The sequence below is a fragment of the Sodalis sp. RH14 genome (genome assembly GCF_047324285.1).
Classification (GTDB): Bacteria; Pseudomonadota; Gammaproteobacteria; order Enterobacterales; family Enterobacteriaceae; genus Acerihabitans.
This window is the reverse complement of record NZ_CP178739.1, coordinates 5,406,810-5,425,559: the sequence shown is the minus strand read 5'-3', so window position 1 is coordinate 5,425,559 and position 18,750 is coordinate 5,406,810. Positions and strand designations below refer to the sequence as shown.

General features: G+C 57.5%; 17 protein-coding genes. 12 read left to right on the top strand and 5 right to left on the bottom strand.

The window, feature by feature from the left end:
- Positions 1-27: 27 nt before the first annotated feature.
- Positions 28-846, bottom strand: a complete 819-nt coding sequence (gene hdfR, locus ACL2XQ_RS24730; RefSeq protein ID WP_413739803.1) for an HTH-type transcriptional regulator HdfR — start codon at positions 844-846, stop codon at positions 28-30.
- 120 nt (positions 847-966) lie between these two features.
- On the opposite strand from hdfR, the gene ACL2XQ_RS24725 reads away from it, so the two are divergent.
- Entirely contained in the window at positions 967-1,305 is a 339-nt protein-coding gene (locus tag ACL2XQ_RS24725; RefSeq protein WP_410013112.1) for a DUF413 domain-containing protein, read from the top strand.
- A gap of 26 nt (positions 1,306-1,331) precedes the next feature.
- Here the strand turns inward: ACL2XQ_RS24725 and ACL2XQ_RS24720 are convergent, their stop codons facing one another.
- Entirely contained in the window at positions 1,332-2,855 is a 1,524-nt protein-coding gene (locus ACL2XQ_RS24720) for a YifB family Mg chelatase-like AAA ATPase (protein ID WP_413721635.1), read from the bottom strand.
- A gap of 382 nt (positions 2,856-3,237) precedes the next feature.
- On the opposite strand from ACL2XQ_RS24720, the gene ilvL reads away from it, so the two are divergent.
- The 6 genes from ilvL (at position 3,238) to ilvA (ending at position 9,812) form a co-directional block, all read left to right on the top strand.
- Positions 3,238-3,339, top strand: coding sequence for an ilv operon leader peptide (gene ilvL / locus ACL2XQ_RS24715; RefSeq protein WP_162367070.1), 102 nt, complete (start codon positions 3,238-3,240; stop codon positions 3,337-3,339).
- A gap of 156 nt (positions 3,340-3,495) precedes the next feature.
- Positions 3,496-5,142 (top strand): acetolactate synthase 2 catalytic subunit, encoded by a 1,647-nt coding sequence (ilvG, locus tag ACL2XQ_RS24710; RefSeq protein ID WP_410013114.1) that lies wholly within the window; start codon positions 3,496-3,498, stop codon positions 5,140-5,142.
- Positions 5,139-5,396: an acetolactate synthase 2 small subunit gene (ilvM, locus tag ACL2XQ_RS24705; protein ID WP_410013115.1), complete on the top strand. Its 258-nt coding sequence runs from the start codon at positions 5,139-5,141 to the stop codon at positions 5,394-5,396. Before ilvG ends, ilvM begins: the two co-directional genes overlap by 4 nt.
- A 21-nt stretch (positions 5,397-5,417) precedes the next feature.
- Positions 5,418-6,347, top strand: coding sequence for a branched-chain-amino-acid transaminase (gene ilvE / locus ACL2XQ_RS24700; RefSeq protein WP_410013116.1), 930 nt, complete (start codon positions 5,418-5,420; stop codon positions 6,345-6,347).
- Positions 6,348-6,411: 64 nt separating this feature from the next.
- Positions 6,412-8,262, top strand: coding sequence for a dihydroxy-acid dehydratase (gene ilvD, locus ACL2XQ_RS24695; protein WP_410013117.1), 1,851 nt, complete (start codon positions 6,412-6,414; stop codon positions 8,260-8,262).
- A gap of 5 nt (positions 8,263-8,267) precedes the next feature.
- Entirely contained in the window at positions 8,268-9,812 is a 1,545-nt protein-coding gene (gene ilvA / locus ACL2XQ_RS24690) for a threonine ammonia-lyase, biosynthetic (protein ID WP_410013118.1), read from the top strand.
- A gap of 205 nt (positions 9,813-10,017) precedes the next feature.
- Here ilvA and ilvY read toward each other — a convergent pair whose 3' ends face one another.
- Positions 10,018-10,905 carry an HTH-type transcriptional activator IlvY gene (gene ilvY, locus ACL2XQ_RS24685; protein WP_410013119.1) on the bottom strand — a complete coding sequence of 296 codons (888 nt, stop codon included), beginning with the start codon at positions 10,903-10,905 and terminating at the stop codon, positions 10,018-10,020.
- Between the two features lie 183 nt (positions 10,906-11,088).
- On the opposite strand from ilvY, the gene ilvC reads away from it, so the two are divergent.
- Together ilvC and ACL2XQ_RS24675 are read left to right on the top strand one after the other, a co-directional pair.
- Positions 11,089-12,567: a ketol-acid reductoisomerase gene (ilvC, locus tag ACL2XQ_RS24680; protein ID WP_410013120.1), complete on the top strand. Its 1,479-nt coding sequence runs from the start codon at positions 11,089-11,091 to the stop codon at positions 12,565-12,567.
- 476 nt (positions 12,568-13,043) lie between these two features.
- Positions 13,044-13,526 (top strand): hypothetical protein, encoded by a 483-nt coding sequence (locus tag ACL2XQ_RS24675; protein ID WP_413739802.1) that lies wholly within the window; start codon positions 13,044-13,046, stop codon positions 13,524-13,526.
- A 129-nt stretch (positions 13,527-13,655) separates the two neighbouring features.
- On the opposite strand, the gene ACL2XQ_RS24670 is transcribed toward ACL2XQ_RS24675, so the two are convergent.
- Both ACL2XQ_RS24670 and ACL2XQ_RS24665 read right to left on the bottom strand, forming a co-directional pair.
- On the bottom strand, positions 13,656-14,876 hold the full coding sequence (locus ACL2XQ_RS24670) for a type II toxin-antitoxin system HipA family toxin (protein WP_413739801.1): 1,221 nt from the start codon (positions 14,874-14,876) through the stop codon (positions 13,656-13,658).
- Positions 14,873-15,175, bottom strand: coding sequence for a helix-turn-helix transcriptional regulator (locus ACL2XQ_RS24665; RefSeq protein WP_410013124.1), 303 nt, complete (start codon positions 15,173-15,175; stop codon positions 14,873-14,875). Before ACL2XQ_RS24665 ends, ACL2XQ_RS24670 begins: the two co-directional genes overlap by 4 nt.
- Positions 15,176-15,228: 53 nt before the next feature.
- Between ACL2XQ_RS24665 and ACL2XQ_RS24660 the strand changes: the two genes are divergently transcribed.
- The 3 genes from ACL2XQ_RS24660 (at position 15,229) to ACL2XQ_RS24650 (ending at position 18,735) form a co-directional block, all read left to right on the top strand.
- Positions 15,229-15,426, top strand: coding sequence for a hypothetical protein (locus ACL2XQ_RS24660; RefSeq protein ID WP_410013125.1), 198 nt, complete (start codon positions 15,229-15,231; stop codon positions 15,424-15,426).
- Between the two features lie 331 nt (positions 15,427-15,757).
- Entirely contained in the window at positions 15,758-16,507 is a 750-nt protein-coding gene (locus tag ACL2XQ_RS24655; RefSeq protein WP_410013126.1) for an SDR family oxidoreductase, read from the top strand.
- A gap of 503 nt (positions 16,508-17,010) precedes the next feature.
- Positions 17,011-18,735, top strand: a complete 1,725-nt coding sequence (locus tag ACL2XQ_RS24650; RefSeq protein ID WP_413729274.1) for a ShlB/FhaC/HecB family hemolysin secretion/activation protein — start codon at positions 17,011-17,013, stop codon at positions 18,733-18,735.
- Positions 18,736-18,750: the final 15 nt, after the last annotated feature.

Below are 18,750 nucleotides of genomic sequence, written 5' to 3'. Positions count from 1 at the left end.
GCCAGGGACGTGACGGGCTTCACAGGCTTAAATGACCGGTGTTTTCAACAGCTGCCGTATCTGGGTGCGCTGATCGCTGTTTTGCAGCCATACGGCATAGAGCGGCCTGACCAGGGGAGGGATATCGGCGATGGCGGCCAGGTCGGGATATAACTCGCCCCAATGGCTGGGTAAAAATACGCATGCCCCGGTGGTCGGCAGCAGGCTGCGGGCCAGCAGGGCCGAGGTGGTGCTCATGACCGGCAGGGGGTTATTCACCAGCAGCCGGCTTTCATGGGTATGGAAATCGGCCCCCCATTCCAGACGGATATAAGGCCGATCCCCCGTTTCGGGAGGTGCCGAGGCGGTAAACAGCGACAACGAAAAATTCCCCAGCAACTGACAGGTCAGCTCCTCCATCTTCGGCGCTTCGGTGCTGATCAGCAAATCCAGCTGGCGCTCATGCAGCTGGCTTATCAGCGCGTGGCGCTGCGCTATGCGGGCTTCTATCTGCAGGGTGGGGCGCTGCAGGTATAACACGTGCAGCCATTGCCCCAACCAGGCCTCCCACAGCGAGGCGGTGGCGCCGATGGATAACAGGCTATGCTGCAGCGATCGGGTCACCTCTTTTTTGGCCAGTTGCCAGGTGGACATCAGGTTTTCCGCATAAGGCAACAGGCTTTCTCCCGCAGGCGTCAGACGGATATTATTGCGGTGCCGGGTAAATAAACTGACGCCCAATTGCGTTTCCAATTGACGAATGCGGAAGCTCACCGCCGACTGCGTTAAATAAAGCGCTTCCGCGGCGCGACCAAAGTGGCGGGTCCTGCTAACTTCCAAAAAGGTTTTCAGTAATTCCGTATCCACGCCCATCTCCAGAAATTTTTATCGTAACGATTTAAATGTTTTGTTTTACAGAAAGTCAAGCCTATCTAATACTCCGCGCCATAAACAGTACGGCTTATGAAAGGATGGGGAGCGCTTAAGATGGCGGACAGCTTTTCTAGTACCAATCGTTATTTTGATAACAAAAATTACCCGCGTGGCTTTTCCCGGCATGGTCATTTCACCATTCGGGAAGCCCAGCTGCTGGAGCGCTATGGGCATGCCTACAACGATCTGGACAGCGGCAAGCGCGAACCGGTTACCGATGAAGAGACGCAATTTGTCGCGGTATGCCAGGGTCAGCGCGAGCCTTCCACCGAGCACGAAAAAGTGTGGTTCAAGTATATCGAGCACATTCGTCGTCCCAAGCGCTTCCATACCTTATCCGGCGGCAAGCCGCAGATGGACGTGGTGGAAGACTATACCGACAGCGAAGATTAATCCCGGCATGGGGCTGCGGCCCCAAGTTATTCCATGTGCCGCCAAAGCTGTTGCAGCAGACGATCAATGGTGCGATAGCTGACGGCCTCCGCCAGATGATCGCGCTGTATTTCGGCCGCGCCCGCCAAATCCGCCAGCGTTCGGGCAACCTTGAGCGTCCGGTGCCAGGCGCGTACCGACAAACCCAGCGTTTCCATCACCTCTTCCAGGAAAACCGCGTCCTCTTCAGCAAGCCGGCAATATAATGCAACTTCCTGGTTATTGAGATACGCATTGATTTTCCGGCCGCGCCGCAGCTGGATGTCGCGCGCCGCTTGCACCCTGGCGCGCACCATCGCGCTGGTCTCGCCCGCAGGGTTCTGCCGGCGCAGCATTCCCGGCGGCAGCAGCGGCACCTCGATGGACAGGTCAAAACGATCCAGGAAGGGGCCGGATAACCGGTTCAGGTAACGCAGGGTCTGCGCGAGGCCGCTGCGGCCGTGGACGCCCTGGTAATCGCCGGACGGACTGGGGTTCATGGCGCCCACCAGTTGGAAACGCGCCGGGTATTGTACCTTGGCCTGGGCGCGGGAGATAACGATTTCACCCGCTTCCAGCGGTTCGCGCAGCGCGTCCAGCACCCGGCGCTGGAACTCCGGCAGCTCATCCAGGAATAACACCCCGTTATGGGCCAGGGATATCTCGCCGGGCCGGGGTAGGGAACCGCCGCCGACCAGGGCCGCCATCGAGGCGCTGTGATGCGGGGCGCGAAACGGTCTTTGGCGCCAATGCCGGCGGGCGGCCCCGGCGCTCATCAGACTGATCAGCGCGGCGGTCTCTACGGCCTCCGCATCGCTTAAGGGGGGCATCAACCCCGGCAGCCGGCTGGCCAGCATGGTCTTGCCGGTGCCCGGCGGACCGATAAGCAGCAGGTTATGCCCGCCGGCGGCGGCGATTTCCAGGGCGCGTTTGGCCTGCGGCTGGCCGGTGATGTCGCTGAGATCGGCGCCGTCGTATGCCGGCGGCGTCGGGTCCTGGCCCGGCACGGCATTGAGTTCGGCGCCGCCCTGCAGGAAGGCGCATACATCGCGCAGATGCCCGGCGACCAGCACGCGGCTATCCGGTATCAGGGCCGCCTCGCCGCTGTTATGGCTGGACAGGATCAGACGCCGCCCGGCCTGTTGTGCCGCCAGCGCCGCCGGAATGGCGCCCTGCACCGGCCGCAGTTCGCCGGACAGCGCCAGTTCGCCGAGAAATTCATGGCAAGCGAGCTTATCGGCGGCAATTTGTTCCGACGCGGCCAGGATCGCCAGCGCAATAGGCAAATCATAGCGCCCGCCTTCCTTGGGCAGATCGGCCGGCGCCAGGCTGACGGTTATCCGCCGGGCGGGAAAATCGAAACCGTTGTTCAGCAGCGCGCTGCGTACCCGATCGCGCGCCCCTTTTATCGTCGCGTCAGGCAACCCCACCAGGGTAAAGCCGGGCAGACCTTTGCTGATATGGGCCTCCACTGAAATCAATGGCGCCTGGACGCCGATCGACGCCCGGGTATAAATTAACGCAAGGGACATGCCCATCCTCCATCACCATCCGGGATGCCGCACCCGCGATGACGGCATCGGCCCTTATCATGCCCGCTTTGCGCCTGCAGCCCAGGGGCAGGCTCCCGCCCTGCGGAACGGCCCGTAAAAAAATTTCGGCGTTTGCCGTGCTTCGCAGCCGTGCGCGGCGGCGCCCCAAGGTTAATCCTGTGCAGAGAAGAGAGCGTGGCGGGGGAGAAGGCCGCCGAAGATGAAAAATATTCATGACTCATCAAATTATTGAAAAACGGTCTATTTAGAATTTTCGCCGCCGCGCGATCCCAGCGAAAATAATAAAAAAGATTGTCATAACCCCATTTACTGTGATAACTCTGTAGGTATTCATTCGACCAGAAGTGATGAAACCCTATTTATGAAAGCCTTTGTCCAAGTGATAAGCCTAGTCGTGATTAGCGTGGTGGTGATTATTATCCCACCGTGCGGGGCTGCACTTGGACGAAGAAAAGCTTATTAAACAAGCTTAAATCTCAAGAAAACCCCCGCACCGAAAGGACGGGGGTTTTTTTTTGGCACTTTTTTATGGCCACCAAGATATATTATGAATAAGGAACAGAAAAATGATTAACAGCATAAAATCCTGTTCCCAGCGCAGACAGGCGGGGAACTAACTATGAACGGTGCTCAGTGGGTAGTGTCAGCGTTGCGCGCACAGGGTGTGGATATGGTTTTCGGTTATCCCGGCGGCGCCATCATGCCGGTATACGATGCGCTCTTTGACGGCGGGGTGGAACATCTCCTATGCCGGCATGAACAGGGAGCGGCCATGGCGGCGATTGGCTATGCGCGAGCTACCGGTAAAGTCGGCGTCTGTATCGCCACCTCCGGCCCCGGGGCGACCAATCTCATCACCGGCCTGGCCGATGCCCTGCTGGACTCCGTGCCGCTGGTGGCCATTACCGGCCAGGTCGGCTCGGCGCTTATCGGCACCGACGCGTTCCAGGAAATCGACGTGCTCGGGCTGTCCCTGGCCTGCACCAAACACAGTTTCCTGGTGGAAAGCCTGGACGAACTGCCGGCCATCATGGCCGAGGCCTTCGCCGTCGCCACCAGCGGGCGTCCGGGGCCGGTATTGATCGATATCCCCAAGGATATCCAGCTGGCCACCGGCGAACTCAGCCCGCATCTGGTCGCCATGGACAGTCAGGACGGGGCCGTCCAGGGGGATGTGGCGGCGGCCCGCGACCTGCTGCGCCTGGCGCGCAAACCCATGCTGTATGTGGGCGGCGGCGTCGGCATGGCGCGCGCGGTGCCGGCCTTGCGTGATTTCATTCATCGCACCGGCATCCCGAGCGTGGCGACCCTGAAAGGCCTGGGCGCGCCTGACCGTGAAGATCCCTGTTACCTGGGCATGCTGGGCATGCACGGCAACCAGGCGGCCAACCTGGCGGTGCAGTCCTGCGATTTGCTTATGGCGGTCGGCGCCCGTTTTGACGACCGGGTTACCGGCCGGCTGAATTCCTTTGCGCCCCACGCCAAAGTGATCCATCTGGATATCGACCCGGCGGAACTGGGTAAACTGCGTCAGCCCCACGTGGCGTTGCAGGGTGATTTAAACCAGCTGTTTCCCGCCCTGGCGCAGGCGCTGTCGATTGACGATTGGCGTCGTGAAACCCAGGCGCTGAAATCGGAATACCGCTGGCGTTACGATCATCCGGGCGAGGCTATTTACGCGCCGGCATTGCTGAACGCGCTTTCCCGGCGGGTACCGGATAATACCGTGATCACCACCGACGTCGGACAGCACCAGATGTGGGCCGCCCAGCATATGAGCTTCACCCGTCCGGAGAACTTCATCACCTCCAGCGGCCTGGGCACCATGGGTTTCGGCGTGCCGGCCGCGGTCGGCGCCCAGGTGGCGCGTCCCGATGACACCGTGGTCTGTGTCTCCGGCGACGGCTCGTTTATGATGAATGTCCAGGAATTGACCACCATCAAGCGAAAACGGCTGCCGCTGAAAATCGTCTTGATCGACAATCAGCGATTAGGCATGGTCCGACAGTGGCAACAACTGTTTTTCGACGGACGCTATAGCGAGACCACCCTGACAGATAACCCCGATTTTCTCATCCTGGCCAGCGCGTTTGATATCCCCGGCCAACGAATTACCCGAAAAGACCAGATCGATGCCGCCTTTGACGCCATGTTTTCCCACCAGGGCCCCTACCTGCTGCATGTCTCCATCGACGAAAACGAAAATGTCTGGCCACTGGTGCCGCCCGGCGCCGGCAATGAAACCATGCTGGAGAAATTATCATGATGCAACATCAGCTTTCTATCGAGGCGCGTTCCCGTCCGGAAATCCTGGAACGCGTCCTGCGCGTGGTGCGCCACCGCGGATTCCGGGTTTGCGCATTAAATATGACGCCGCAGATCAATCCGGAATGTATAAATATTCAATTGACGGTTGCAAGCATTCGCCCGGTCGATTTACTGTCTTCACAATTAAGTAAACTTATGGATGTCGCCTGTGTCGAGATCCAGCAATTGACATCACAACAAATACGCGCCTAAGGCACGAGTAAGGAAAAGAAAATGACGACGAAGAAAGCTGATTTTATTTGGTTCAACGGCGAGATGGTTCCATGGGCGGAGGCCAAGGTCCATGTGATGTCCCATGCGCTGCATTATGGATCGTCAGTCTTCGAAGGTGTCCGTTGCTACGACTCGCATAAAGGGCCGGTGGTGTTCCGCCATCGTGAACATATGCAACGCCTGCATGATTCGGCCAAGATCTACCGTATGCCGGTAAGCCACAGTGTTGATGACCTGATGGAAGCCTGCCGTTCAGTGCTGCGCAAGAATAAGCTGGTCAGCGCCTATATCCGTCCGCTGGTGTTTGTCGGCGACGTGGGCATGGGCGTTAACCCGCCGGCCGGTTATACCACCGATGTGATTATCGCCGCGTTCCCCTGGGGCGCCTATCTGGGCGAAGACGCGCTGGATCAGGGCATCGACGCCATGGTGTCGTCATGGAACCGCGTGGCGGCCAATACCATCCCGACCGCGGCCAAGGCCGGCGGTAACTATCTTTCTTCCATGCTGGTGGGCAGCGAAGCCCGCCGCCACGGCTATCAGGAAGGCATCGCGCTGGATGTCCACGGTTATGTTTCCGAAGGCGCGGGGGAAAACCTGTTTGAAGTGAAGGAAGGCATCCTGTTTACGCCGCCGTTCACCTCTTCCGCCCTGCCGGGCATTACCCGCGACGCCATCATCAAATTGGCGAAAGATCGCGGTCTCGAAGTGCGCGAGCAAGTGCTTTCCCGTGAATCGCTTTATCTGGCCGACGAAGTGTTTATGTCCGGCACCGCGGCGGAAATCACCCCGGTGCGCAGCGTTGACGGCATCCAGGTGGGCATCGGCCGCTGCGGTCCGGTGACCAAACAGCTGCAACAGGCGTTTTTCGGCCTGTTCACCGGCGAGACCGAAGATAAATGGGGCTGGCTGGACCCGGTCAATAACTAAAACTATAGGTTTTTAACAGCAGGCGGGTTAACCGCCTGCCAAAAGATTAACTGGAGTATTGAGCATGCCAAAGTATCGTTCCGCTACCACCACCCACGGCCGCAATATGGCCGGCGCCCGTGCCTTATGGCGCGCCACCGGCATGACCGACGATGATTTCGACAAGCCGATTATCGCCGTGGTCAACTCCTTTACCCAATTTGTGCCGGGCCATGTGCACCTGCGCGATTTGGGTAAACTGGTTGCCGAGCAGATTGAAGCCTCCGGCGGCGTGGCGAAAGAATTCAATACCATCGCGGTGGACGACGGCATCGCCATGGGTCACGGCGGCATGCTGTATTCCCTGCCGTCGCGCGAGCTGATTGCCGATTCGGTGGAGTATATGGTCAACGCCCACTGCGCCGACGCCATGGTCTGTATTTCCAACTGCGATAAAATCACCCCGGGGATGCTGATGGCGGCGCTGCGCCTGAATATCCCGGTGATATTTGTCTCCGGCGGCCCGATGGAGGCCGGCAAGACCAAGCTGTCCGATAAAATTATCAAGCTCGATTTGATTGACGCTATGATCCAGGGCGCCAATCCGAACGTGTCCGATGCCGACAGCAACCAGATCGAACGTTCCGCCTGTCCCACCTGCGGCTCCTGTTCCGGCATGTTTACCGCCAACTCCATGAACTGCCTGACCGAAGCCCTGGGCCTGTCCCAGCCTGGCAATGGTTCGCTGCTTGCCACCCATGCCGACCGGCGTCAGCTGTTTCTCAATGCCGGCAAGCGCATCGTCGAACTGACCAAGCGCTATTATGAACAGGATGATGAAAGCGCGCTGCCGCGCAGCATTGCCTGTAAAGCGTCGTTTGAAAACGCCATGACGCTGGATATCGCCATGGGCGGCTCCACCAATACCGTACTGCATCTGCTGGCGGCGGCGCAGGAAGGGGACGTGGATTTCACCATGGCCGATATCGACCGTTTATCGCGCCGGGTGCCGCATTTGTGCAAGGTGGCGCCAAGCACACAGAAATACCATATGGAAGACGTCCACCGCGCCGGCGGCGTCTGGGGCATCCTGGGCGAACTGGACCGCGCGGGCCTGCTGAACCGCGAGGTCGGCAATATCCTCGGGCTGACGCTGCCGGAAACGCTGCAACAGTATGATGTGATGCTGACCGAAGACGCGGAAGTGAAAAGCATGTATTCCGCCGGCCCTGCCGGCATCCGCACCACCAAGGCGTTCTCGCAGGACTGCCGCTGGCCGTCCCTGGATACCGACCGTCAGGAAGGCTGTATCCGCTCCCGCGAGTTCGCCTATAGCCAGGACGGCGGGCTGGCGACGCTGTACGGCAATATCGCCGAAGACGGCTGTATCGTCAAAACCGCCGGCGTGGATAAGGGCAGCCTGATCTTCAGCGGCCCGGCTAAAGTGTATGAAAGCCAGGAAGCCGCCACCGAGGCCATCCTGGGCGGCAAAGTGGTGGCCGGCGACGTGGTGGTCATCCGTTACGAAGGACCCAAAGGCGGGCCGGGCATGCAGGAAATGCTGTATCCCACCACCTACCTGAAATCCATGGGGTTGGGCAAGCAGTGCGCGCTGATTACCGACGGCCGTTTTTCCGGCGGCACCTCCGGCCTGTCCATCGGCCATGTTTCGCCTGAAGCCGCCAGCGGCGGCCTGATCGGACTGGTACAGGACGGCGATATTATCGACATCAACATCCATGAGCGCAGCATCGCGCTGGCCGTGGCGGACAGCGAACTGGCCGCCCGGCGGGAAAGACAGACGGCACGCGGCGCGGACGCCTGGAAACCGGTGGATCGCCAGCGTCAGGTGTCCTTTGCCCTGCGGGCCTACGCCTTGCTCGCCACCAGCGCCGATAAGGGCGCAGTGCGCGATAAAAGCAAGCTGGGAGGCTAACGGTCATGGCCGACTCCCTACCGTTGCCCGCCGCGCCCTGCGCGGCGGAGTACCTGCGCGCCACGCTGCGTTCGCCGGTATACGAGGTGGCCCAGGTCACCCCGTTGCAAGTCATGGAAAAACTCTCCGCGCGCCTGGACAATACCGTCCTGGTAAAGCGGGAAGACCGGCAGCCGGTGCACAGCTTTAAGCTGCGCGGCGCCTATGCGATGATTTCCGGCCTCAATGAAGAGCAAAAAGCCCATGGCGTGGTGACCGCCTCGGCGGGCAATCATGCCCAGGGCGTGGCGCTCTCCGCGACCAGGCTTGGCATCAAGTCGCTGATCGTGATGCCGGTTGCCACGGCGGATATCAAGGTGGACGCCGTGCGCAGTTTCGGCGGCGAAGCCTTTCTCTATGGCGCCAATTTCGACGAGGCCAAGGCCAAGGCTATCGAGCTGGCGCGCGAGTGTAATTACACCTTCGTGCCGCCGTTCGACCATCCGGCGGTGATCGCCGGCCAGGGTACGCTGGCGATGGAACTGCTGCAGCAGGACGCGCATCTGGACCGCATTTTTGTACCGGTGGGCGGCGGCGGCCTGGCCGCGGGCGTAGCGGTGCTGATCAAGCACCTGATGCCGCAGATTCAGGTGATCGGCGTGGAGGCCGAGGAATCCGCCTGCCTGTGCGCGGCGCTCAAGGCCGGCGAACCGGTGGACCTCCCCCGGGTCGGTATGTTCGCCGAAGGCGTGGCGGTCAGGCGTATCGGCGACGAAACGTTCCGCTTATGCCGCGAGTACCTGGATGACGTGATTACCGTGGACAGCGACGCCATCTGCGCGGCAATCAAGGATCTGTTCGAGGACGTGCGGGCGATAGCGGAACCCGCGGGCGCGCTGGCGCTGGCGGGCATGAAAAAATATATTCAGCAGCATAATATCCGGGGCGAACGATTGGCCCATGTGCTGTCCGGCGCCAACGTCAATTTCCACGGCCTGCGTTATGTTTCCGAGCGCTGCGAGCTTGGCGAGCAGCGCGAAGCGCTGATGGCGGTGACCATTCCCGAGCAGAAGGGCAGTTTCCTGAAATTTTGCCAGCTGCTGGGCGGCCGCGCGGTAACCGAGTTTAACTATCGCTACGCCGACGCGGATAACGCCTGCATTTTTGTCGGCGTGCGCCTGACCCGGGGACGCGTGGAGCGCGATGAGATCTTAAGCGAGCTGACCGCCGGCGGCTACCAGGTGGTGGATCTGTCCGACGACGAGATGGCCAAGCTGCACGTGCGTTATATGGTGGGCGGACGCCCGTCGAAACCGCTGCGCGAACGCCTGTACAGTTTTGAATTCCCGGAATCGCCGGGCGCGCTGTTGAAATTCCTGCATACTTTGGGGACGCATTGGAATATTTCCCTGTTCCATTACCGCAGCCACGGCACCGATTACGGTCGCGTCATGGCGGGTTTCGAGCTGGGCGAGCAGGAGCCGGAGTTTGACCGCCACCTGTCCGCGCTGGGTTATGAATGCCACGACGAAACCCAAAATCCGGCTTTCCGCTTCTTTCTGCAAGGATAACCGGGCATCCCGGCCTGGCCGGCAACCAGGATAACGGGCATGCTTCCCGGCGCCGGGATGGGTAGCGTCCCGTCCCGGCGTTCCGGGCCGCTATAGCGCAACGATCTTAAGCGGCTCCTGCCGGAAGGGCGCTACCGTCGAAAAAATTCAGCAATGGCGCTTCGCCGCCATTAACCAGGCCATTGCACCCTGGCTGCGTTGCCCCTTAACGTTCCAGCAGTTGCCAGAACGCTTCAATCAACGGTTCCTGCAAGCGTTTGCGCTGTACGCATACCCCTAATTCCAGCGGTTCTACCGGCGTACCGTGCTCGACAATCTGCACGCGGTTGCGCACCGGTTCGGGGCTGTTGTCTACTACTACCGAGGGGATCAGCGCAATGCCGCAGCCGAGCGCCACCATGGAAACAATGGCCTCGTGCCCGGCGACGGTGGCGTAAATCTGCGGATTGGCGAGGCGGTTGGCGCGAAACCAGTGATCGATACGGCGGCGCGCCGGACCGTGCTCCGGTAAGATAAAGGGGATATGCGACCAGTCCGGCGTGGCGACCAGCGCCTGCGCGCGTACCGGGCAGGGCAGGGCCGGGGCTATCAGGATCATCGGTATTGCGCCGATCGGAGTAAAATCAATGCTGGCCGGCAGGATTTCGGGATGGCCGGCAATGCCTAAATCGGCGTCGCCGGACTGCACTTTTTCCACGGCGTCGGCGGGGTCGCCGGTGGTCAGTTTTATTTCCACCAACGGATGCCGGGCGCGGAAATGGTCGAGGATCGGCGGCAGGTGGCTATAGGCGGCGGTAACCGAGCAGAACAGCCGCAGTTCGCCGCTAAGCGACGGGCCGTGCTGGCCCAGGCGATGGGACAGCTGCTGGTACTGCAGCAGCGTCTGCTGGGCAAAAATCTTCAACTGCTCGCCGGCATCGGTAAGCTGTACCGTGCGGTTGTCGCGCAGGAACAAGACCCGTCCCACGTCTTCCTCCAGACGCTGGATCTGGCGCGACAGCGTCGAAGGGCTAACGTGGGTCGCTTTCGCGGTGCGGCCGAAATGGCGGCTTTCCGCGAGGTGAAGGAACAATTTAAGATCGCGCAGATCCATAGGGGCAGCACCTTTAAACCGCTTTTTCCATGCGCAGCGCGCACGTTGCACAATATGCAATATCAGATTGTTAATATATCAATTTAAGCAACACGATTCCTGCTTTATAGTGGCAAACATCCTATTCCCGTCCGGCGGGAACCCTTATACCAGAAGTACCATACCCTATTACGGAGTAGCACCATGGCTAACTATTTTAACACCCTGAACCTGCGCCAGCAGCTGGAGCAGTTGGGTAAATGCCGCTTTATGGCCCGGGATGAATTCGCCGATGAAGCGGGCTACCTGAAAGGTAAAAAAGTGGTCATTATCGGCTGCGGGGCGCAGGGGCTGAACCAGGGCCTGAACATGCGTGATTCCGGACTTGATATTTCCTACGCGCTGCGCAAGGCGGCCATTGACGAGAAGCGCCCGTCCTGGCGCAAGGCCACCGAAAACGGCTTTAAGGTCGGTACCTATGAAGAACTGATCCCGCAGGCCGATCTGGTGGTCAACCTGACGCCGGACAAACAGCATTCGGTCGTGGTGCAGGCCGTGCAGCCGCTGATGAAAAAAGGCGCGGCGCTGGGCTACTCCCATGGGTTTAACATCGTCGAGGTGGGCGAGCAAATCCGTAAAGACATCACTGTTATCATGGTGGCGCCCAAATGCCCCGGCACCGAAGTGCGCGAAGAGTACAAACGCGGTTTCGGCGTGCCGACCCTGATTGCGGTACATCCGGAAAACGACCCGCAGGGTGAAGGCATGGCGCTGGCCAAGGCCTGGGCGGCCGCTACCGGCGGCCATCGCGCCGGCGTCCTGGCGTCATCGTTTGTCGCCGAGGTAAAATCCGACCTGATGGGCGAACAGACCATCCTGTGCGGCATGCTGCAGGCCGGCTCGCTACTGTGCTTCGATAAAATGGTCGCGGACGGCATCGACCCGGCCTACGCCGGGAAACTGGTGCAGTTCGGCTGGGAAACCACCACCGAAGCGCTTAAGCAAGGCGGCATTACGCTGATGATGGACCGTTTGTCCAATAGCGCCAAGCTGCGCGCCTTTGCCTTGTCCGAGCAGTTAAAAGCCCTGATGCAGCCTTTGTTCGAAAAACATATGGACGACATCATCACCGGCGCCTTCTCCAGCGGCATGATGGAAGACTGGGCTAATGACGACGTGAAATTGCTGACCTGGCGCGAAGAGACCGGCGCCTCGGCGTTTGAAAACGCCCCTCAGTTTGAAGGCAAAATCAGCGAGCAGGAATATTTCGACCACGGCGTGCTGATGATAGCCATGGCCAAGGCCGGCGTGGAGCTGGCGTTTGAAACCATGACCCGCTCCGGTATCATCGCCGAATCGGCGTACTACGAATCGCTGCATGAGCTGCCGCTGATCGCCAATACCGTGGCGCGCAAGCGCCTGTATGAAATGAATGTGGTGATTTCCGATACCGCCGAATACGGCAACTACCTGTTCGCCAACGCCGCCGTGCCGCTGCTGAAAGCCAACTTTATGGACAGCCTGCAGCCGGGCGATATCGGCAAGGCCGCGCCTGCCGCCGAGATTGACAATGCGCAGCTGCGCGATGTTAACGAAGCTATTCGCCACCATCCGATTGAAATTATCGGCGCCACCCTGCGCGGGTATATGAAAGATATGAAGCGCATTGCGGTTGCCGGCTGATTCTTCCACCGGCGACAGTCGCTGATATTTCACAAGGCCCCGCGCTGAAGCGCGGGGCTTTTTTTTCAGCGCGTGAGATTGCTGACAACGGTCTGACACCGTAGACAGGACGCTGATCCCATTGGGATAGTCTTTATACGTTACGACCGCAATCTGCGCCGATGCGGCAGGCTATGAATAATGTATAACCCATGATTCATTAAACGTAATAACGTGCAATATAGCGTTCAATTTTGAGACGGCCCTCGACGATAATGATACTCACGGCGAAAGGCATGGCGGATAGTCGCCCGCCATTATATCGTGCTTTTGCGCCTGCAAATCAGGCGCTGGGATTGGTCTCCCTGATACAAAACCTAGTGGCGGCATTTGACGCTTATGCGTATTTTGATGTCGTGAATTCAGCTCACCCTGAAATTACGTAATTCAGGTAATTCAGTGGTGGTTTATGAATATCACTTAGTGGAGGCTGCCTTATGGCTACGATCCCAACCCAAACTCATGCATTACTTTCTGTCCCCTTCCGTTCAACCACGGATTTCACCGTGCTCGCCGGGCATTGCGAACAGTTCGCTGAAACCCTGCGTGAAAGTAGCGATACCACACGCCGGCAGGCGCTTAGCGCACGGCTTGCCGAATGCCTTGCCCAGTTGCAACCCACGCTGAACGACCCAATCCCGCCTCACTTGATTGAAAGCCTGACCGTGGATGATTTCCCGGTGACCTCGCCCCGCTTTGAACCTGACGCCGAGCAGCTTTGCGAATATTGCCAGGCGCAGGCGCGAATCCTGATAGACCGGGCGCTATTACCGGAAATGGAGCACACCCTCACCGGATTGCTGTTTGAACTGGTCAGTTATTTTGCCGATGAGTTGAGAGCGCCGCGCTGGATACGTACCGTCCATGGTGTGAAATTTATCGCAGAGGGGGAGATGGCTGGGGAAAGCGGAATATCCTGAATAAAGGAACTCGCCCTTACCGCGTGTTAATATTGTAGAAAAAATCCTGAGCCCTAGGCCAGGACTTAGATTGCACAGGGAAAGGCTAGAAATAGCGGCATACAAAAGCGCCTGGGACGTTCAATACTGTCACCGTGAGGGCAAATAACGCAACAATCGCTCTGTATCGTCATGTTCAAACGACCTTTCCATTCGCATAATTTCCTCGCCTCGCAGACCATTGCCTTTCGCTATATTTCGCCATTGTGAAACTGCTTGGGCAATCTTGGTCAACGCTGCGTTAACTTCAGCTTTCCCAGCATCGAAAAATTCAGCTAGCGCCAGACAGGTGTCCAGAGAGGGTTTGGAGCGCTCACCATCGAATGACAAGTTATGATTACGGCGCGCAAAATGTTCCGTTGTCGGATTGATATCGTAAGCTGGAGAAAGCCGCCAACCTTGTGGTTCGCGTAAAAAACCATGATTACGCAGATGGTCATCAATGTTGCCCGTCATGGCATTAAAGATCATACGGCTAAACAGTTCCAGCCGGTCTGCCCCGGGTCGCGATGAGTAATGGGTGAGAGCATCCGCAATTTCAATATAGCTGGCGCCTTCTTTATTATTTTCGTTACGTTCCAGTAACGTCATGGCGGAAATAAAGGGGATGCGTTTACCGTCCAGGCGGTCAAAACGCTCCACCAGAAGCACTGGTCTGTCACCACCGGCATTCAAAACCCGGTGATGCGCGGTGCGAATACCCGCTTTTCTTGCGAGACCCAGCATGGTGGCTTCCCAGAGTGATACGCGTTCTGTGTCGGTATTGCTTTGAAACTTCGCCAGCCACAGCTTATGCTTGTCTTCCACCGAGGCTTTGGGATGAGCGCCCCCCAGAGAAGAACCGGGTTGCGCAATCATAGCCAGATCTGACGCGCTTTCCCGCCCGGCTTCAAAGCGGTGAACGGCGGCTTCCAGTTCCCGCAAATTGACCAGTTTTGGCACGTCATGGTTATCCGCTAAAAAAACGTCTGGCTGTGCGGCATCGCTGAGGCGTAACGCCCCCATTCTCATATAATCGCTGACGCCAAGGAGAAAATCGCACTCGGACAGATGGCGGTTGTTGACCCTGGTCTGGACTAGGCGCCCCCATCTATCAGGGGAAATATCCTGGAATGCGCCCCACAGCTTATTATCTACATAAGGTGTTCTGGGGATAAGCTCCAGCGCCGGATCAATGGCGAATCCGTTCCTGGCCCAGTCTGCCGCATAGGTAAATTGATAACGTTCCGTGCCTCTGGCGACATACACGTCCAGTTGGCCGACAAGTCGCGCGTTATCTTGCCAGTCAATGGTGACGTTAATGCTCTTCATTCTGTTCTCCGTGTGCGGATACGGACGGGCAACTCATCATCCATCAAATCCAGCCCGAGTGGATCCTGAGTCCGGTCTATGATGTTTTCCAACTGATCCAACTTACCAAGCACATACAGCGCTATTGCATAACTCCCCATTGACACTTTTGCATCGCCGGCCTCAAGCCTGCTGAGCGTGGCGCGGGTGATACCGATTCGCTCAGCCATCAGCGAGGTACTTATGCGGCGGCGTTTGCGCGCATCCTGTATATCGCGGCCCAGTTTCTTCAATGCCTGCTCTACCCGGAATACTCTCATTTTGCATACTCCGTGATACACTAAAGTTTATATTGCTAAATATAGCATACAGAATGACGACATTTCATAAAGAAATAGAGACAGCGGTCGAGAATTCAGGTTGTTTGTTTACCACCGTTAAAATAGAGCACATCCTCACAGGGTTGCTGTTCGACGTGGTGAGCTATCTTGCCGATGAACTGAAAGCGCCGTGCTGGATATGTATCGCCGAAGTGATAAAGTTTATAATAGAAGTGGAGATGGCAGGATAAAGATACGTGCCACGTTATCAAAATCCGTCATCAGGGCGGATTTCTTCATTGTGGTGTCGGACTCAATGAGAGAAAACTTTTTGAAAGCGCGATAGCAATCGTTTTCCCCGCTGGAAGCGTGACATCAATACCCCGATCTCAGCCAGACGCTATCACATAACATTTTAATATTGACGGCTGAGCCATCGCCATCAGGGCCACATTGGCTTGTTTACTGCCCATTGCTTTCAGCTGTTCAGTCTGATAAATGTTGGGTGCTTACCTGACCGGGCACCCCCCTTGGCGCGGAAACGCTATCGTGACGCTCCACTTACGACCGGATACACAGCATATGAAAAATAAAATTACCCTGATAACCGGCGGCGATCGCGGCATCGGCCGGGCTACGGCATTATGCCTCGCCAGCAAAGGACACCAGGTTTGTATTGGCTATCATACCCGTGAAGCCAGTGCGCAAGCGGTTATCGATGACATTCGCCATGGCGGCGGGAATGCCATTGCGGTTCAGGTAGATATCGCCCAGGAAGAACAGGTGGTGGAACTGTTCAGGCAAATAGATAAACAGCTTGGCCCCATTACCGGGTTGGTCAATAACGCGGCAATGCTGATGCCTCAAGCCTCTATCGAACAGTTGGATGCAACACGGCTTGCCACCCTGTTTGCCACCAATGTCAGCGGCAGCTTTATCTGCGCCCGGGAAGCGGTTAAACGGATGGCGCATCGCCATGGCGGCCAGGGGGGAGCCATCGTTAACGTATCCTCGGCGGCATCACGGCTCGGTTCACCCCATGAATATGTGGATTATGCCGCTTCGAAAGGCGCCATTGATACGTTAACCATTGGCCTGTCCCTGGAGGTCGCGGCCCAGGGAATTCGCGTTAACGCCGTGCGCCCCGGCTTTATTTACACCGAAATGCACGCCGATGGCGGCGAGCCAAAACGGGTGGATCGTGTTAAAGGTAATTTGCCGATGCAACGCGGCGGCCAGCCAGAAGAAGTGGCTCAGGCTATCGCATGGTTATTGTCTGATGAGGCTTCCTATGTCACAGGCAGTTTCCTTGATCTTGCGGGAGGAAAATAGTTTGCATAATAAAAGAACAAAAAATATTGCGGGGCTCATCACTGATCTGACACTATTTCTCAATTACTGGCGTCCTTTGCGCTTACCAGTATTTCGCTGATGAACTTGATGAATATCAACCTCATCAGTCAGCCTTGTCATATATATTATTCATGCTGGATCTTTGGTGGTTGTTTTATTATTTTCCGCGGAATAGATTAATAATTTCACTTTTCTTTCATCAGGCCGACTTTTCGGCGATATATAGCTTAGCCCGTGAAATTATAATTCCCCAGCAGTGGCTTGTTTCAACTCAAGGTTTAATAATGGTTTAACAATGTTGCCGATTTTGAATTGATTTTTTTCTGGGCTCATACGCATAATGCCACTATCTCAAAACGGATATTCACCCTGCGTTATATCTTGATGCAAATGACTCACTTTATCGGGTGAGAACCATTGTCCTGCGATATTTGAGTAATGGACAAGATGTCCATTGATTGACATTGAATAAGGAGCCATGGATGGGCCATGATTACGCCGGCAGTATACCGCTGCTAACCCGATGGGCATTTCTTTTGCTGTCCATCTTCATCTCTGCTCCGCTGATTGCCGGCCCCTTTTCTGGGGGGGCCGCACAAAGCGCGTCGGCTATTGACGCCCAGGAACAGTTTAGACAGCAGGAACGTGCGCGCGCGTTACAAAAGCAAAATGCCCCTGTTTCAGACATCCACCTTGACCGTCCCGGCATAACTCTGCCTGATTATCCTGTCGATGAACATCCCTGTTTTACTATTAATACTCTTCAATTGGATGGCGATTCCGCCAGCAATTTCCAGTGGGCGCTGGAAGCCGCCGGCGACGCCAAAGGCCGCTGCCTGGGGAGTCAGGGGATAACGCTGGTCATCAATAAAGTCCAGAATGCCATCCTGAAAAAAGGCTATGTCACCACCCGCGTGATGGCCCGGGAGCAAGATCTGACGACAGGCGTGCTGACGCTGACGCTTCAGCCCGGACGCATTGGCAGCATCCGCTTTGATGGGCCGGTTTCCTGGCGCGCCAGATTATGGAATGCCATGCCGGCGGCATCAGGCGACATTCTTAATCTGCGCGATATCGAGCAGGCGCTGGAGAACTTGAAACGGGCGCCCAGCGTTGCGGTCGATATCAAGATTATGCCCGGCGAGCAAGAGGCCACCAGCGATCTCGTCGTGAGCTGGAAAGAAGGCCGCCCGGTTCGTCTCAGTTTAGGGCTGGATGACAGCGGCGCCAAAAGCACCGGCCGTTATCTGAGATCCGCGACCCTGGCGATTGACGCGCCTTTAGCTCATAACGATCTGTTTTATATCAATATGGGCAGTGATGTGTTTCAGCGCGGGCCGTTTGGTAACCGCTCCCGTACCCTTAATTATGCAATTCCAATCGGGTACTGGGGGTTTTCCGCCAACTACAACGATTACACCTATCATCAGAATATCGCCAACGCCAACCAGCTACTGACCTACAGCGGCAAGAGCGAGAACATGCAGTTGACGGTGTCCCGGCTGCTGTTTCGCAATCAGTCGCATAAAACCACTCTCAACGTGCGTGCCCATCGTCGGCATTCCACCAATGCCGTGAACGGTCAAGATATGGATACTCAGCATCGCCGTACCGCTGCCTGGGAGCTGGGGCTTAACCAGCGCAGCTATCTCGGCAAGGCCACGCTGGATGCAAACATTAACTGGCGTCGGGGGACGGGAGCGTTTGGCGCCCGGTCGGCGCCCGAAGAGGCCACGCACCGCGGCAGCGCCCGCACGGGCTTCGCCGTGGGGGATATCAGCCTGAATTATCCATTCGCCTGTGTTGCGCAGCCCTGGCGCTATTACACCAGCCTGCGCGGTCAGTGGAGCAAGCATCCACTGACGCCGCAAGACCGCATGGCCATTGCCGGGCGTTATACCGTGCGCGGGTTTGACGGCGAGCAAATGCTAGCGGGTGAAAAAGGCCTGCTTTGGCGTAATCAACTGGCCTGGAATGTGATGTCGCGCGGTCATGAGCTTTACTGGGCAGTGGACTTCGGACGTGTCGGCGGGCCGGCTGCCCACAAGTTGGCCGGACGCCAGCTGGCGGGCGGCGCCCTGGGGCTGAGCGGCGCGTTCTGGGGGCGGTTCAGCTACGACGTGTTTGCCGGAATGCCCCTTTATAAACCGGAAGGCTTTCATACCTCAGGCGTTACCAGCGGTTTTAACCTCAACCTGCAAATTTAATGTCAACCGGCATGT